Source organism: Cupriavidus lacunae (genome assembly GCF_003353055.1).
In the GTDB taxonomy this organism is placed as follows: domain Bacteria; phylum Pseudomonadota; class Gammaproteobacteria; order Burkholderiales; family Burkholderiaceae; genus Cupriavidus; species Cupriavidus lacunae.
In genome coordinates this window covers 1-15731 of the sequence record NZ_QKWJ01000125.1, presented here as the reverse complement: position 1 = coordinate 15731, position 15731 = coordinate 1, and the positions used below count along the sequence as shown (strand labels likewise).

At 60.4% G+C, this 15731-nt stretch carries 9 protein-coding genes and 4 pseudogenes; 3 read left to right on the top strand and 10 right to left on the bottom strand.

Going from position 1 to position 15731, the window contains the following annotated elements; all coding sequences use genetic code 11:
- Window positions 1–124 precede the first annotated feature (124 nt).
- Both DN412_RS39810 and DN412_RS39805 read left to right on the top strand, forming a co-directional pair.
- A pseudogene (locus DN412_RS39810) lies at window positions 125–391 on the top strand (transposase); the annotation flags it as partial.
- 12 nt (window positions 392–403) lie between these two features.
- Window positions 404–703, top strand: coding sequence for a hypothetical protein (locus tag DN412_RS39805; RefSeq protein WP_115216551.1), 300 nt, complete (start codon window positions 404–406; stop codon window positions 701–703).
- Window positions 704–724: 21 nt separating this feature from the next.
- Here the strand turns inward: DN412_RS39805 and DN412_RS39800 are convergent, their stop codons facing one another.
- The 7 genes and pseudogenes from DN412_RS39800 to DN412_RS39760 form a co-directional block, all read right to left on the bottom strand.
- Window positions 725–2518, bottom strand: a complete 1794-nt coding sequence (locus DN412_RS39800) for a UvrD-helicase domain-containing protein (RefSeq protein ID WP_115216550.1) — start codon at window positions 2516–2518, stop codon at window positions 725–727.
- On the bottom strand, window positions 2518–4656 hold the full coding sequence (locus DN412_RS39795; RefSeq protein WP_115216549.1) for an ATP-dependent nuclease: 2139 nt from the start codon (window positions 4654–4656) through the stop codon (window positions 2518–2520). The genes DN412_RS39800 and DN412_RS39795 overlap by 1 nt, the downstream gene beginning before the upstream one ends.
- A gap of 399 nt (window positions 4657–5055) precedes the next feature.
- Window positions 5056–5148, bottom strand: a pseudogene (locus tag DN412_RS39790) (H-NS histone family protein); the annotation flags it as partial.
- Window positions 5149–5642: 494 nt separating this feature from the next.
- Window positions 5643–7223 carry a hypothetical protein gene (locus tag DN412_RS39780; RefSeq protein ID WP_115216548.1) on the bottom strand — a complete coding sequence of 527 codons (1581 nt, stop codon included), beginning with the start codon at window positions 7221–7223 and terminating at the stop codon, window positions 5643–5645.
- A 110-nt stretch (window positions 7224–7333) separates the two neighbouring features.
- Window positions 7334–7687: pseudogene (locus tag DN412_RS39775) on the bottom strand (3'-5' exonuclease); the annotation flags it as partial.
- 483 nt (window positions 7688–8170) lie between these two features.
- Window positions 8171–9337, bottom strand: a pseudogene (locus DN412_RS46140) (H-NS histone family protein); the annotation flags it as partial.
- Between the two features lie 163 nt (window positions 9338–9500).
- Entirely contained in the window at window positions 9501–10688 is a 1188-nt protein-coding gene (locus tag DN412_RS39760; protein ID WP_115216546.1) for a DNA-binding protein, read from the bottom strand.
- A gap of 262 nt (window positions 10689–10950) precedes the next feature.
- Here DN412_RS39760 and DN412_RS43660 point away from each other — a divergent pair, with 262 nt between their 5' ends.
- Window positions 10951–11115, top strand: a complete 165-nt coding sequence (locus DN412_RS43660; protein WP_161564120.1) for a hypothetical protein — start codon at window positions 10951–10953, stop codon at window positions 11113–11115.
- 119 nt (window positions 11116–11234) lie between these two features.
- Here the strand turns inward: DN412_RS43660 and DN412_RS39755 are convergent, their stop codons facing one another.
- From DN412_RS39755 to DN412_RS39745, 3 genes are read right to left on the bottom strand one after another with little or no spacing between them, the layout of a single operon-like run.
- A complete protein-coding gene (locus DN412_RS39755) occupies window positions 11235–12674 on the bottom strand; it encodes a hypothetical protein (RefSeq protein ID WP_115216545.1) in 1440 nt (479 codons plus the stop codon).
- Between the two features lies 1 nt (window position 12675).
- Window positions 12676–13656, bottom strand: coding sequence for an ATP-binding protein (locus DN412_RS39750; protein WP_115216544.1), 981 nt, complete (start codon window positions 13654–13656; stop codon window positions 12676–12678).
- A gap of 3 nt (window positions 13657–13659) precedes the next feature.
- Window positions 13660–15576, bottom strand: a complete 1917-nt coding sequence (locus DN412_RS39745) for a hypothetical protein (protein WP_244223056.1) — start codon at window positions 15574–15576, stop codon at window positions 13660–13662.
- Between the last annotated feature and the right edge of the window lie 155 nt (window positions 15577–15731).

The window sequence follows — 15731 nt, the reverse complement described above, 5'->3', positions numbered from 1 at the left end:
ATTCTCAGTGGTTAAACCGGCTCCGGCGACGGGGCTTTGAAAGGCTTGAGCGAAATGCGGGGAAACTCGCACGTTTCGTTCTTAGGGGAGGGCCCGGTGGCAACATCGGGTCCTTACCCGACCGCATCGCGCCGAAGCCGTCTGGCAGGCGTTCAACGCGCGGCACGATGGGCGGTTTCACTTCCACTTCACGCCATTGCACGCGAGTTGGGTCAATCAGATCGAACTCTGGTTTGCCCGCTACACGCGCCGGGTGCTGCGCCACGCGAGCCACACCAGCATCGCGCACTTGCGCGAACGCACCGAGCAGTTCGTCCGCGCGCACAATCAGGTGGCCTACCCGTTCAAATGGAGTTTCCGGGGCTATCCGTTGCAAACCGGCGCATCGTAATCGAGGATCCAAATGCCAGCCTTACCCACCAAACATTACGCTGCCAAATTGCAGCAGCAACTGCGCAGCCTGCTCGGCCACGAGCAGATCATCACACAAGCCTACGGACGTCACCTGCTGATCAAACGTCTGGACGACGAGGAGCCGACCGTGGTGGCTCGGCTGACCGAGCTCGGCCGCAATCGCTATGGTGCCGCCTTTCGCAGCCATAGTGGGCGTTGGGAACCGTTGCCAGGCGCAGGCTCGCTCGACGAGATGGCCGAGTTGGTTGTCACGCTCCTGCAGCCGTATTTGCAGCCCGATAATTATTAAAGCTATTTACGGGATGTTGTACTAGATCACGTCGTAGTCGAATACACAATCGGAGAGCGCCCTCGTGGGCTCGTAGTGGCCACGCCAGCCTCTCGATCGCCCATGCTCCGAGAAGAGGTGCAAGTTCTTTCTCGCTCGGGACCCCACGACGTAAAGCAGCTTTCGCGCACTGACTTCGCCGTGCGGATCGTTGAAGTGTGGCACCATGCCGTCAAGCAACGCGTAAGCGATGACAACATCGAACTCGGCACCTTTGACTCCATGGATCGTTGAAACGGTGATGCCAGATCGATTCTGGAATATGCGTTTGAAGAACGCCAGATCCCCGACTTCAGTCAAACCTTCCGCCTCAAGTTTTTCGATCCGGGCGGCCGAGCTTGCAAAGAACGCATTGTAGTGCTCCCGCAGCGATGCAACGTTGCTGATCACGATACCGAGACGGTCAAACAACTGCTCGAAGAAGCCGCGCAGATAAGCTAGCCCGCCTTGCTCCTCCAGGGCAATGGCATTGCAATCTCGGAGCAGCATCCGACGGGAGAGATGCTGCGTGGGCACGCCCGCGTCTTGAAGCGCACTGATAATTTCCCCAGCCCAGCGATGCCGCCGAATGAAGAGCGCCGGCGATGGTTCTGTAAGCGCGAGCCTGGCCACCTTGTACCAGAAGTTCTCGATATCTCTCGCAAATGGCACCATTCCGGGTCCATCGAACTGATAGTCCGGCAAGGTAGCGACGAGCTGACGAGTCATCGAGGCCAAATGCAGCCACTGCGGTGCCAGCACGCAGATTTGCTCGGGACGGACGCCAAGCGTATCGATGTTATGGCGTATCAGTGTGCCAATCTCGTGTACGAGACCCGTCTTCTGGCACTCCCTGTCATATGAGACCAGACTGGGATACAGCCGATCCTCTCCCGCCGCCACGATCACGGTGTCGTGAACGTTGAAATGGTTGAAAAAATCGATGATGCGGGCGGACGAGCGATAATTCAGCGAAAGGGTCCGCGTTTCAATCGGAAGTTCCGTCAAGACTCGCAGATCGCCAAGCTCGATGGGGTAGCCTCCGAGCGAACCATATATCGCCTGATTCGGATCGCCGACCATGAACAGGCGCGTAGCGCCCTGACCTGCGCGAAGAACCGCGCCGAGGATGACATACTGGATTTGCTTCGTATCCTGATACTCGTCCACCAGAACACATACGAACAGCTTCGACAGCAACCCGCTGATTGCCGGAAATTGCTCGGTCAATTGCAAGGCATGCCACAAGATCAACTCAAAGTCGATCTGCCGCCGCTCGCGGAGAATTCCGAAGTACGATTCCAGAATGCGCCGGATGCTGGCATGTTTTCCGGGCGATGGACACCCCAGACGATACCCCTCGCTGGTGTAGTAATACTCGCAATCGTAGAACGTAATCCGCTCATGCCGATACGGTTCACAGAGTGCTTCGAGAAGCCTCTCTCGCGCATGAAGATCCACGATGCTGTAGCCGTTTGCCAAGTCCGGCGCGTATATGCCGTACGGCTTGATGATCCATTCCAGGCAGAACGCGTGGATCGTCCCGATCCAAAGCCTGGCAGTGTCCACCCCCAGATCCTGAATGCGCTCCCGGATTTCGTCTGCCGCGCGATTCGTGTAGGTGATGGCCACCACGAACTGCCTGTCTGACTCCAGGCGCGACAGTTCATAAGCGATCTTGTAAGTCAACGTTCTCGTCTTTCCGCTACCCGGACACGCCGTCAGCAGGATGTTGCCGGGCGCCACCACCGCCTCCGACTGTTCTGCGTTCAACTCACGATCAGTCCAGGTGAACATTACTCGACCTCTCCAAGAATGGCATGGATCTGATCATGAGGCAGGGCCTCTATCATCGCATTCTTCAGCGCTACCAGATCCATCGCGCCTTCTCGATATGCGCGTAAGCGTGCATCAGCGACATCCGCTACGGCTTGGGTTACGGCATCGACGGCCAACGCACATTGCAAACGGTGGTTATAGATGTCGAAGAACAGCTCGCTGGTCAAGGCGTTCCGAGCAAAGAAGATTGCCTGATGAATATAGGCCGGAAGAGTCGTCTGATGGCTCACGTACCTCCCCAGGAGAATCGCAAACCAACCCTTCCCCTCGTGCTTGGCCATTGTCAGCACGCGCTTGCCGTATCGCCCAACGTCCCCAGACATCAGTTCAGCGCGAGCCAGGGCCTGGGTCGGCGGATCCACATATACCTGGGGCACGATGCTGGCCACTTGCGCCGCGTTGCCTGCAGCAATCAGCTCCACTTCGAACGTGTGCGTCGCGTAATATGTGGAAAGCCACGGGTTACCCTGAGAATAGAGCTCGAGCCTATCCCTACGGTCTGCACCTTTGGCTTGTGCTGCGCGGCATTTCGCCCTGAACTTCGCGTCGGCAGGCGGTTCGCCGGGAACCGGCGTCGTATCCCATACGGCGGTGTCCAGGTCGGTGACAATACTGCAACGCTTCCGGATCCGATTGTCATCGAAGAGATCCGCGACGTTCTCAAAGCCTGTGCTTCGGATATTGATAAGACTGACGCCTAGCTCGTCAAGGCTGACCCCGAGAATCTTCTTGAACAAGATTGGGATCAGGATCTCCTCTGCGTCGCCCTCCACGAGGACCACACTCCTGGCAAACAGCAGGTTGCTGCGCACCGCATCCAGATATCGCTGGACGTTGCCGATCTGTGTGGGCGACAGCCCCTGCGCCGGCTGATAGGCCTCGCAGGCTGTCCCATTGCGTCCCAGGATATTGACACGCTCGATATTGCTGACCTCGGAAATGTGAGTGGAATGGGTCGAATAGATGATCTGCGTGTCTTCGTACGCGATGCGGTCGAACAGCGTCTTCTGGATATGCGTATGGATGTGGGCTTCCGGCTCCTCGATGAGCAGAAAGTTCGCAATCGGCGCTTTCGCTTTCTGGTATTTGAACTCCAGCAGCTTCAACGTCAGAAAGATAAGATTGGCGCCGCCAAGACTGAGTTCGTGAATCGCCCCCTCGTATCCTTCCCCCGATTCCCCGACAAACAATCGTAGCGACTGGAAGAGCCGGTCAGCCTCATCGGAGAGATCCGACTTGATCGACAGCGACGTCGGTGAATAGGTCTCGCCGGTGGCGTCCTTGATGGTATCGCGAATATCCGACCGGACCTTCTGAACATCCTCCAGCGCCTCAATCGAATTGTTCAGAACCTGCACCTGCGCCACGATTGGCGCCATGATTGCTGGCGCAATCTCTCCGCTTTGGCTTTTGAGCAGTGTAAGCAGCGGATTGGTGCGACTGTTATGGAACTCTGCAACAACGTCCCGAAGTGCCTGAATGAATGTGAACGAGATCTCCTGCGTCACCGACAGAAATTGGGGCATGCGCGCGCCAATGCGCGGGTCATCAATCTCCTCGGGAAAGATGCAGTGGTCGAAGTCTCCGACCAGTTCACGATAGATGGCCGGATCGCAGAAATCGACGTCACTTCGGCCGGTGAACACCGTTTCATAGTCGGCAATCGTCATGGCCTGTCGGATGGCGGCCAATCCGATCATGTCCCCGTCATCAAGTCCGGACAGCTTCTGGCGGACATCCTTCTTCGGTCTGAAGACGAGATTGTAGGTCGCACGGCCTACTGCCTCGCCCTCAACGACACCGGCGCCATGCAGGAACAGCGCCTGAATGGCTTCCTCCGGGCCAATCTCTTCGAATTCGAGACTGATGATGATCCAGTGCCCCTTCCATTGCCCCAGGCTCCTGTGAAAATCGGATTCCTCAAGTCGGTACGCCGCCCGCACCATGTTGTCGTCAAGCAGCAATCGCATCGCTCGGAAGATGTTGCTCTTGCCCGCTCCGTTCTCGCCGATGATCGTATTGACTCCCTTGTCGAACCGTAGCGTGGCGATGGCGAAATTGCGGTAGTTGACGATCGAAAGCTTGGAAATATACATGGCGTATGGCGTTCGAGAATAGGGTCCAAGATGCACCATCATATCGGAAGGACTCCCGAAAAGTGGTCGCAGCATGCGATTTGAGTTACGGGCTAGCGGACGCGACAGATATTTTTTGTCAGGCGGGCGCTGGCATTACGTTGTCCAGCACCGAAAGCGAATCGCCACGAGGGCACCCCGTATGCGGTGGAGGCCTGGGAAGCAAGCGGATGCATGGGCATTCTAGCGACGGATCGAGGACAGAGTTCTTATCTGCACGATCCAATGTACGGGACATAACTGTGCAGCTGCTTGGCCAGAATTCCCCATTAGGCGGCATGCCAAGATAAGGGGAATCCGATATCACAAGGGGTGCGCCCCCCCGCATATCCGGTGTCGAAGCTCGAAGAACCGGCTGCGCTACCCGACCCGGTAAAACTGCACGCGCTGCCCCGCATTGACCGCCCGCCGCAGCCAGGACGGCATCTCCCCCTGCCCGTCCCACGTGAACCCTCGCGGATGCACCCTTGAATGGTACGCCGCGCACCGACCACAGTTGACGGTTTCTCCAGAGTGGAAAAAGCTCGCGCCTTCAGCTACAGGAAGAATAACCGCCATGAACGATGCAAGTCTCTTCATGAAGCCATCATCTCGTCCTTTCTTGAGCATCAGCGCCCTCCGACGGTTCGTGAAATCGCCGAGCATTTCAAATGCGATGAAGCGCAGGCGCGACATGCTTTGCGCGCACTCGCTGACAACCATGGCGTCGTGCTTCATCCCCATTCGGATGAGGTTTGGATCGCCCATCCGTTTTCTGCGGCGCCCACGACCCGTGTGGTTAAAAAAACTCCGGGATCCCTGTCCGAACAAACTGCGCCACCTCCTAGAATGCGCGGGAAATTTGTTCAAAGCGCCCGCTTCGTGAGGTTGGCGCATCCGTTGCCGCCAGAAGTCTATGCCCAGCGTCACGCCTCCGCGCCGTCTCCCGAGGCCTTCTGGGACTGGTCCTACTGGCTGTCACCAGGTTGCCTGAAATATTCGTCTTTGCCGGCGTGCCACTTTTCCAACAACTTCCGACCTGCCAATGACTCCGCCCGTTTGTATTCGGTCGTGCCTGACGCCTTCTTAGCATTGACCTGCACGACGCCGCCCACAACGTGGACGTACTCCCGCTCGTAGAGAAAATCGCAGCCTAGCGTGCACGCTGGCATGACGATATGCGGATCGAGGCGCTCCGCCGTTGTACATAACGCGCGCTTCTTCTTGTGGGCGGTTACAAGGGCGCTGACGTGAAAGAGGTCACCGCAGATGGCGCAATATTCTGTGTCCTTAGACGCAAAGAGCCAGTCTTGCAGGATTCCTTGCTCCAGACGACGTTGGGTCTCCTGATCCGCGTCTGTCGCCGTTGCCTCCTCGTAGAGGCGTCGCAGCCGTTCCCGGTACACCTCGTAAGCACTCAACGTGGTCTTGGCACCGCTGTCTACAGCGCCTTGTACGCACCGGAAAATATAGTTATGCCGGCCACCCGTCTTGTCTACGTGCACCACGCACGAGAAGAATACGGCCTTCTTTACATACGCGTCCGAAAAGCCCCTTCCAGACAAGTAATCGCGCATCGTTGGAAAATTTGCTTCGCTGTGCTTCTTGAAAAAGTCCACCATCGCATGCTCGATATCAGTGAGCGTTGCGTGATGACCATCGTACCTAATCAGCTCTCCGCTACGCTGAAACAACGGCGACGTTTTCAGATATTGCTCGATGACCGGCACAGGCGGTCGCGACGCAGTCGCCACGCTTCTGGAATGCATCGCGTTCTCGTAGACCTCAGCAAGGTGCGATGGCTTAGCCCATTCGATAACGGAAAATACCTTCTCGTGGTAAGTCCGCATCGTCGTCTGGCGTCCCTCGAAGGTGTACCAAAAGTCCCCCCCATTTTGCCAGGACCACGCAGTCGGCGAATACGCCACGGCCCTGTGGATCGCAGCATATAGGTCAGCCGACCATTTGTACTTTTCCGCAATCTCGCGAAGGTTTGCGACGCCCACCAAGCCAGGCCATTCGATCGCGACCTTGAATGCCGCTTGTTTTTCTTTCGCCTCCCCTTCCCTGATTAGAACGATGTCCAGCCCCTCTTCTACCAGGCTGCGAGTCATCTCGCGAAAGTCAGGTGTGTATGCTCTATAGTTCACCGCCAGGCCCATATCCCTCATCAGATTAAGGAGCCCTTGGATGCTGCGTCTTGGCACATCGATACCCGCTTCGGAGAGGGCATCGATGTAGACTTCCGAATGCCAGGATTCCCTAGCCTCTAGGATTTGCGCACATTGCCTTGCGGCGGTAAGGTCGCTGTGATCCACGCCCTGCTTGAATGCTTTTTGTATGATCTGGCGCACACGTTCCCGCGAGGTAAATTTGAATTCCTGCGCGAGGTCTTCAAGAGTAGGCCAGATCGCCTTCCCAAACCCGTAGAAGGACAACACGATCGCAATGTTTCTCTGCTTCATGGCGATCTCATCTGGCGTCTTCGCATTCATCGACGTCGAAGATTCCAGAGCCGCCATCAACTCTTCTTTGACGCTGCTTTTCATATAACGACTCCTCCCGTTGGAAAAAAGGGCAGCTAGTCTCGCACCTCACTTGTAGCGATCGCCTTATCCTATCCTGCGGATTTTCCACGTCTTCGACAGAACGTGGCCAGTGCGCGTGTCGACGAGCCAAATGCCCTCAACTTTGAAGTCCAGCCTAACCTGTGATTTTGAGCGTGTGGGTAGATACGCCTGAAAGTGAGCATCGTACACGCGAAGTGCTGATTGCCTGCCCAAGTTGGGCTTGCCAAAACCTTCGGAGCCGGTGCATCTGAAATCATGTCATTGGTGATTCCGGTCAGGCTTACAACCTGCGAGGGGATACGCCTTCCAGCGTTCATCAAGCTTTGAAAGCGTTCAACGTTCTCACCGTCGCGCAACAAAATGACAGCAATTTCCGTCGCTCGGTCACCTCGACTTGGCGACAATCCCGTTGTTTCAAAATCCAAAAACGCAACCGTCTGCACCCTGCTTCCCCTTGTTTCTCAAAGCCCAAATCTAGGCGCGCCCTGCTTTTCGTCTTGCTGCTCGTCCTGCTTTTCGCTCTGCGCTCCTTGCTCGGTCGGCGCCGGGCTCCCGGCCTTGCGCCGCCGCCCAGCGCCACCTCGCTCGGGCGGCCCCACCCGCAATTCTGCCAGCAGCTGGCGCGCCAGCGCCGCTTCGGCTTCTGCTAGCTCGGCCCGGCGCTGGGCCGCGGCCAAGTCAGTCCGGAGGAACTCCAGGTCGTTGGCCGATTTCCGCTACGCCTGCTCGGCGCTGGCGAGCCGATCGGCGAGCGACGCGGCCTGCGCTTCGAGCCGGGCCCGGGCCTCGGCCTGCGCCACGGCCGCGTCGCGGGCCTCGCTGCGCGCCGCCACCAGTTCGCTGCGCAACGCTTCGGCCGTGCGATCGCTCTTCTGGCGCGCGGTGCGCTCCGCGTCCAGTTCGCGCAGGCTTCGTCGCTCAACCTGTCGTTCAGTACAAGAGATCGNCCACGCGGGTGCCCGACCGCGCCCCGACCAGGTCTGGCCCGTCTTGGGGTTGCGGTACCTCGGAGGCGGCGCGGCCTTCGTCTTGGTCGGAACAGCGCGGGCAGCGGGCTCAACACTGGGCTTGCTCGCAATATCCTCAATGCTGAGGTCGTACTCCTGCATCCACTGCCGAATCTCCTCCACGACCTTTGGCACTTCCGTGGCTCGCAACTGCTCAAGTTGCGCATTGACAGATGCCAGTTGGGCGAGCAGTGAGGATTGGGATGGGCTTTGGGTTGCGGTAGGCGCTTTTTGCTCCTGTCGCGGCTTCCGGGTTTGCGTCTTCTGAGTCGGCGCCTCCGAGGCAGCCTCCACTCCAGGCCGTGTTCTCTGCTTCGGCCCGCGCTTCCGGGTTGGGGTCTCTTGGGTCGAGACTTCCGGAGCGGCAACTTCAGCTAGGATTTTCGGCTTCCGACCGCGCTTCGGGGTCCGCCTCTCTTCCGGCGCAGCTTCCGGAGCGGCGGTTTCGGTGAGCGCTTTCGGCTTCCGACCGCGCTTCGGGGCCCGCGTCTCTTCCGGCGCAGCTTCCGCAGCGGCGGTTTCGGTGAGCGCTCTCGGCTTCCGACCGCGCTTCGGGGCCTGCATCGCTTCCGGCGCAGCTTCCGGAGCTGGGGCGTAACGCGGTGCTACCGGGGCGGCCGTTTCGGCCAGTTCGTCCTGGGCGGCAGCTTCCGTCGGTTCGTCCGTGGCCAGGACTTCAACCGGAGCTTCGGCCACGGCTTCAGTGGTCGCTTCCGAGGGCATGCCTTCAATGGGCGCTTCCGGCGCGTCAGATTCAGTCAACGCTTCCGAGGCGGTGGCTTCCATCGATTCTTCCGGTGCCACGTCTTCCGTTGAAGCGTCGGGGGGCGTGTAAGGCCGCCGGCGCCGATATGACACCGTCGCCGTCGGGCCGCTATCCCGGCTTGTCGACCAGAAGTCCATGCGTCGGGCCTGAGTGTCATTGCTGCCACTACCGACGCCTGCACCACTGGCTTCACCAATGACGGGATCCGCGTCGCGCATCGCCTCAGCGATGGGAAGCTCCATCTGACCAAGTCCGTCCGTCGCATTGCTCGCGACAACGGGTTCAACCACTTGCTTCGGGGCCAATTCGTTCTCCTTCATTGAAGTCTCTGCACGTGCAGACGCTTCCTAATCCCATGGACGGTGAGACCTTGTCTCTTGCGTGTCGTTCGAACTTACCCATCGGCGTTTATGTGATGCAAGGTTGGGGAATTGCCCGTAGTCGTCCATCTGCGCCTGGATCCGGCGGATCGCGTCCGCCCGCTCAGTCTTTGCTGTCATCGCTGCCGTCACTGCTGTCGTTGCCATCGTCCTGATTGTCAGGCAGCGCCGCCGCCCCCTGCTCGTTGCCCGGCTCTTTCCCGTGGTCTTCCGGCGCGGTCGCCGGCGGACTGCCGGCCTTGCGCCGCCTTCCACCACTACCACCGCCGTCGCGTTCGGGCGGCGCGACGCGCAAGGTGGCCAGCAGCTGGCGCGCGAGCGCCGCTTCCGCTTCGCCCCGCTCGGCCCGACGCTGTGCCGCCGCGAGTTCCGCCTGTACGGCCTCCAGGTCGCTCGCCGCCTTGCGCTGCGCCTGCTCGGTGGCCGCGAGCCGATCAGCCAGGGCCGCGGCCTGCGCTTCCAGCTTCGCGCGACCCTCCGCCTGCGCCACCGCGGCATCGCGCGCCTCGCTGCGTGCCGCCGCCAGTTCCGTACGCAACTCTTCGGCCGTGCGCTCGCTCTTCTGACGCGCGGTGCGCTCGTGGTCCAGTTCGCGCAAGCTGCGCCGCTCGCTGGCTTCGGCGCGTTCCTGCGCGAGCGTCACCGCCTCGCGCGCCCGTTCCAGCTCCGTCGAGAATTGGGTTCGCAGCGCTTCCAGCTGGCGCCGGCCCGCCTCCAGTTCCGTCCGGCCTGCCTCGAGCCGGGCCTGCGTCGCGGCGTGCGCCTGCCGCTCGGCGGCCAGGTCCGCCTGCACGGTGTCGTGCGCCTGCCGGGCCTCCACTAGCTGGGCCGCGATCGCCGCAGCATCCTCGCGCGCGGTGGCCGTCTCCGCGCGCGCCTCATCGCGCTGCGCTTCCGCTTCGCTCGCGGCGTGGCGCGCCTCGGCGCGCAGCGTGGCCAGCTCGCCGGTGGCGGCCTCGTTGGCCGCCTGCCAGATGGTCTGGACCGCCTCGGCCGCGATGTCCTTCAACGCATCCGGCAGGTCCGGATGGTCGATGGTGATGCGCGTGCGGCCGCGCAGTTCCTGCCAGAACGCCTGCAGCACCTCGGACGGCGTACCCATGCTGCCCTTGCGCACCAGGCTATAGAGCTTGTTGGCGGTGGGCGTGACGCCATAGCGGAAGAACAGCAGGCCGCAGACCTCGCGGTACAGCGCGCGGGTCTCGGGGAAGCGGCTGCGCAACTCGGCAATGTCGTTGGCCATCGCGGCCTGCAACGCGGCGTCGGTCAGATCCAGGTCGGCAGCGGCCATCGGGAGAAAAAGCGGAAAAGTGATGATAAATATTACACCGTAATACGTAACAAAGCCAACTTCAGGCGGCATATTTTAGACATAACTGCGCTTATGTCTAGACAATATCGGTTTCAATGGATCTCGAAACAACTCGTTGGTTAAACTAAATTTGTATCCATGGTTAAACTAATTTTGTTCCGTGCCCCCTGGAGCAAAATCGCCGGGCTGCCGCGCCCCAGAGGTGCACCGCCCTCCTGCTGTTCGCAGCAAGCCTGGCAAGGTGGCGCTACCGCCGCTGGCAACCAGTGCGCTCGATCAAAACCTGCTTGAGCGGCGCCTGCCACTCACGCGGGAGCGCTGGAACCCCAAATCGACGCTCATTGCCAGCCTGCGCGAGGACGAGGCGGCGGGCTTTCGGTCAGCGCAAAACCTCGCGGCGATCTAGCTGAGCGCGGGGATCCACGGGGCTACCATCGTCTTGACTTACCTTGGCGCCCCTTTCGTGCGGCGCCCGATTACCCATGGCGGCCCGCTCCGTGCCGGAGCTCGTGCCCAACGTCGCGCTCAGAACGGAGTCGTCTGCGACGCGGACCCTTCTGCCTGCGTCCATCTAATCAGCAACAGCCCGTCGTCGGTTTCGCACAGGCGGACGCAAGATTTGGAATCGTCGCGCTCAAGCGGATCGACACCCCGATCGATGTCGTCTAGCCAAGCGGTCAACGCATCGAACGTCAGATCGACTTCCCACGTGACCGCCATATCGAGCACTGCAGTTAGCGTCGACTCCCGGACCCACTCGCAGCAGGTCCAGACGTCCTGATCTGCATATAGGTAACCGGCCGGCGCTACTGCTGCATCCCGTGTATAGCGGATGAGGCCCAAGTCGCGCATCGCGCGAGAAACGCTGCAGAAGCGCTGCCGTTCCTGCTCCGCCTGCCGATTGGAGAGCGCCAGGTCCGCACGGCCCCAGCCGAGTTGAAGTTCGTTGAGCGCGACATCGTATGGGCAGATCAGGCCCCAGCGGGGCCCCTCCTCTGGGTGCACCCTGACCCAGCGCGAGAGCCGTCCCTCCTTGGTCAGCCTCCACCGACAGCGACACGTGCCATGGCGAGCCTGCCGGTCCTGGATGGCATTCAGGCGCGTGACAAACGAAGACGGATTCGCCGAAGCGGCGTTGATGCGTATATAGAAGTGAAGAACGTCGGCAAAGCTGAGGTGGCATAACCTGAGGTGGCCGAGTTGGATTCTCGCTTGCCGCGCAAACGCGTGGCTTTCCAGACTCCACCGATCACCCGCTTCGGTCAGGAGCGGCTCGATGTCCTCGGGCGGGGGCTCAAGCGTGCGCAGCTGACCGAACGCTTGGTCGAGGGAGACCGCCCCCGGCATGCCATCGTTGCCCGACGACCAGATCTCGCCGAGCGACATGCGCGCGGCAGCGACGCTCGCCCGTGCGACCCAGCCGGCGAGCGACGCAACACGCGCCTGCTCTCGGGCCGGAAAGCCGGCATCAATGCCGTGCGGCCACGTCCTGCAGCGTTGCCGCATCACGAACTCCAACGCGCCCACGCGCTGCGACATGAGGCTGGCGGTGTGCTCCTGCGCCCAGGTCGTTTTTAGCGCGCTCAGGTGAAATGGGCACCGCGCAAGCCACCCAAGCTGATGCAGGTAGCTGTGGTAGCCGTGCTGCACACAGGTCTCGCAATAGCGGATGGCACGTCGCTCGCGACTATCGGGAGGCGGGCCATAACGGCCGACATCGATGAACCGTATGGAAGGCGAGAAAACGTCTTCGAGAAGCGGCGCGGTCTCACCGAGCACGGACGCCAGGCGCCTGATTTCGTCGATCGGAAGCGGCGTGTTGCTATCGAGCGCCACACGCAAAAACTTCGCGCATTTTCCGACGTTGATGCCATTCAGTGCGCAGAAGCGGGCGACGAACGACAGCCTCGACTCGTACGGACGGAGGTTTCCCGGCCACCAGTTCACCGATGGGTAGGCCGCCATGTCAACTACCCGTCGAGATGATCCTCATGTGGTCCGACAAGTTCGCTTTAGCGAATTCCTGCAACCAGTTCTCGTAAGACGTCACGTCAACCCAGTCTCCGCCATGCGCCAGCTGGAAAAGCATCGCCTCGGTTGCCCTGGCGATATGCTGCATCGGGAACTCGAGATGACGGCGCGCAGATTCGGGCGAGAGTTCCACCAGCGCTTGCCACACCAGCGCGGCACAGTCTGCAAGGCGGTGCCCTGCCGCGAATTGAACCGGCGCGAAATACTTCAGGTATGAAACGCCGCTGCCCGGTGGCCATTCCGAGTCGATATCGTAGCCGTTGAGCACGTATGCGATTTCTTCCGGCGAACGCAGCCCATGAAATCGCGCATGCGCGGCCATAAAACGTGCTGCCAGGTGAGCGTTGCCGGTGATCGCCATATACTCGTGACGATAGTTCAGCTGGTGCGAGCCGACGGAAAACACGCTCAGCAGGTAGCCCTCGTAATCGAGGTCATTCTGAAGACCGAGCAACCACTTCCACTCCCGGAACGTCAGATCCTGCGCTTCGTCGATGGCCAGTACGACATAATTACGCTGCGCGTTGTTCGCAATGGCGATGAAGCGTTGCCTGCACAGGTGGATCCCTTCCGCTCTTTTCGGTGGTTTCGCCGGGTTGGCGAATTCGAAGTTCGAGGCGAGCAACAGCTGATGCCAGAATCCCGCTTCGCTTGTCTGGCTGTCCGGACGGCGATTCCACACCACCAGCGGTACCACGGCGTTAAGGCGTTCCTGCAGCACCTGAGCGACGTACCATTGCACGCAGCGAGACTTGCCCAGCCGTGATGCACCATATATATAGCCGCCGGGGCGCTGCTGGTCGATCCATTCGCCGAGCTGTTCAATCATCTCGTGCATGGGCGGCGTATATACTGCGTACTGCTTCGTCACGATGCAGTGTCGCGGATCGATGCGCTCGGGCAGAGGGAATCGCATGACCTACCCCGATTGCGCCATTCGGCGTGGCGGGAGCATGGAGCCCGGAGTCGCGGGCTCAGTTTTGATAGCCACGTTAGGTCGCGCTGGCTTGTTGCTGGTGCCACCGTTGCGCGAACCTGTGCTGTCCTTCTGTTTGGCACGATCCATCGCAGCGTCCAGCATGGCAGCGCCGATCGACGGATCCGCTGCAGCAACCAGAATGCGTCGCGCTTCGAGGTAGGCCGGATGGACGGGTAAGCGTTTGTGTGCCTGACTCTCTACAAAGCGCATGAAGATTTCAATGGCGTCTGCGCCCGCTGGGATAGTCAGTTGTCCGTGCGAGCAGGCCTGAGAGATTGCTGCGCGAACGGCAAGACTATGTGGTGAAATGTTCCAGGGCGGCGCTGCCCGCAGTACACCGAGTGGGATGCCGTCAAGCGTGGAGGCGAGCGCTACCCGGCAATCATCCTCCTTGTGACAGACCACCCAGATCTCGGATCCCACCAGGTCGTGCCGATTGTGCAGCACCTCGTTGGTGTAGCGGCCGTAATAGAACTCCACGTACGGGGCGCGCCCACTCGCTGCTCCGCCGCGGACGATGCAGCGCTTGCGGATGCTGAATAGCGCTTCCACAACGGCGGGATCGACTCGGCGCAAGCTCTGCTGGGCGTGGTGGTACAGGAAGTTCGCGTATGCGAGCGGCGTGCGGTTGCCAATCCCGCTGTGCGGTGTTGCGTTGTAATTGGCGATGAGCACGTCCAGCAGCTCTTCCGCATATTCGTACTGGAATCGGCTTGCCAGCGCAACGTCTTCCGGCTTCCGGCCCTTACGGTCCTGAGGCTTGGCGCCGGTGGTGTTGGAAAGACGCTGAAAGCCCTTCCCCGCCAGATTTCGGAAAAACGCCTCGATGAAGGGCCGGTCGTCCTTGCTTCGACGTTTCGAGAACGAGGTTTTCGGCTCAAGCAGCGTCGCGCGAACCGTATCGCGCAACGCGTCGCGCACGTGCTGACAGGTCTCGGCAAGGGCACCGTCTACGCTGGTCTCATCCCAGCACAGTCCAACGAAATTGTCACCCAGCACCGACAGAAGCCCGGCATCGGGCAGATACGCCTTGTCGCTAAAGCTTACCGGGCGCGCACACCATTTTCCCAATGCCCGCTTCAGCGCGCGCAGGACATCATCCTTCGAGACTTCCCGTCTCATACTGAAGTAGTAGCCGAGCACCGCGCGCGACATCACTTCAAGAATCACGATAACCCAGAGACGATGAACGATCTTCTCCCGAAAACCGCCTCCCATCAGGGGAAGCGACACGCAGAAACGTCCGTCCAGTTTGTGCGCATCCATCTCGACGCGCTGCATGAACTTCTGAACTGGCCGTCCGGTTCCGTCCCCTGTCTTCAACTTTGACACCAGCTCTGGACCGCCGCTCGCCGCCGCCAGCGCTCGTGGGTTGGCCGACAACACCCTGTCGATATACCGGCCAATCGAGACGTACCCCAGGGTCGCCGTGTTGAACGGCCACTCGTTTCGCTGTTCACATCCAAGTTCGCGGAGCTGGTCGAGAAGCCACCCGCAGTGACGTCTTTTCGACTGCCGGGTTTCGACCAGCCGCTTGCCTGACGCGCTCGCGAGAATACGCGCTTCGAATGCCTGGCGAAGCTCCGGCTGCGCATCAAGGAGCGCCTGCAGGGCACCAACGGCGCCGCCACCGAACTGACTGACATGGATCTTCCGATGGCGCCGGTAGTGCTTGATCCGGGTCCACGGAACCAGCCCGCGCCAGCCGTAGGGTCGCCCGTCCGGATGCGTTTCGAGGCAACGTTCGCGGATCAGTCGATAAGCCTGCTTTGCGCCAAGTGAGGTGAGACGCTTGATGGTGTCGGCCGTCGCGCCGGAAAGGTACAGCGAGACCGCCTGCTTTCTCGCAAAATACAACGCGCGCCGTTCTCCTTCGAGCGCCCCTTCATCCCATTTCCTTATACGGAAGTCATGACTCTTCCCGCAGTGCTTGAATGGTGAGGGCGGCGTCCATGGTTCTCTGCATGCCGATCCAAATCGTCTTTGCGCCGGGCTCGCCATCGCTCTTGCGC

What these genes read in the sequence shown, in the direction of transcription:
- DN412_RS39805 (WP_115216551.1), top strand. Translation starts at nt 404, where the DNA reads ATGCCAGCCTTACCCACCAAACATTACGCTGCCAAATTGCAGCAGCAA.
- DN412_RS39800 (WP_115216550.1), bottom strand. Translation starts at nt 2,518, where the DNA reads ATGTTCACCTGGACTGATCGTGAGTTGAACGCAGAACAGTCGGAGGCG.
- DN412_RS39795 (WP_115216549.1), bottom strand. Translation starts at nt 4,656, where the DNA reads ATGTATATTTCCAAGCTTTCGATCGTCAACTACCGCAATTTCGCCATC.
- DN412_RS39780 (WP_115216548.1), bottom strand. Translation starts at nt 7,223, where the DNA reads ATGAAAAGCAGCGTCAAAGAAGAGTTGATGGCGGCTCTGGAATCTTCG.
- DN412_RS39760 (WP_115216546.1), bottom strand. Translation starts at nt 10,688, where the DNA reads ATGGCCGCTGCCGACCTGGATCTGACCGACGCCGCGTTGCAGGCCGCG.
- DN412_RS39755 (WP_115216545.1), bottom strand. Translation starts at nt 12,674, where the DNA reads ATGGCGGCCTACCCATCGGTGAACTGGTGGCCGGGAAACCTCCGTCCG.
- DN412_RS39750 (WP_115216544.1), bottom strand. Translation starts at nt 13,656, where the DNA reads ATGCGATTCCCTCTGCCCGAGCGCATCGATCCGCGACACTGCATCGTG.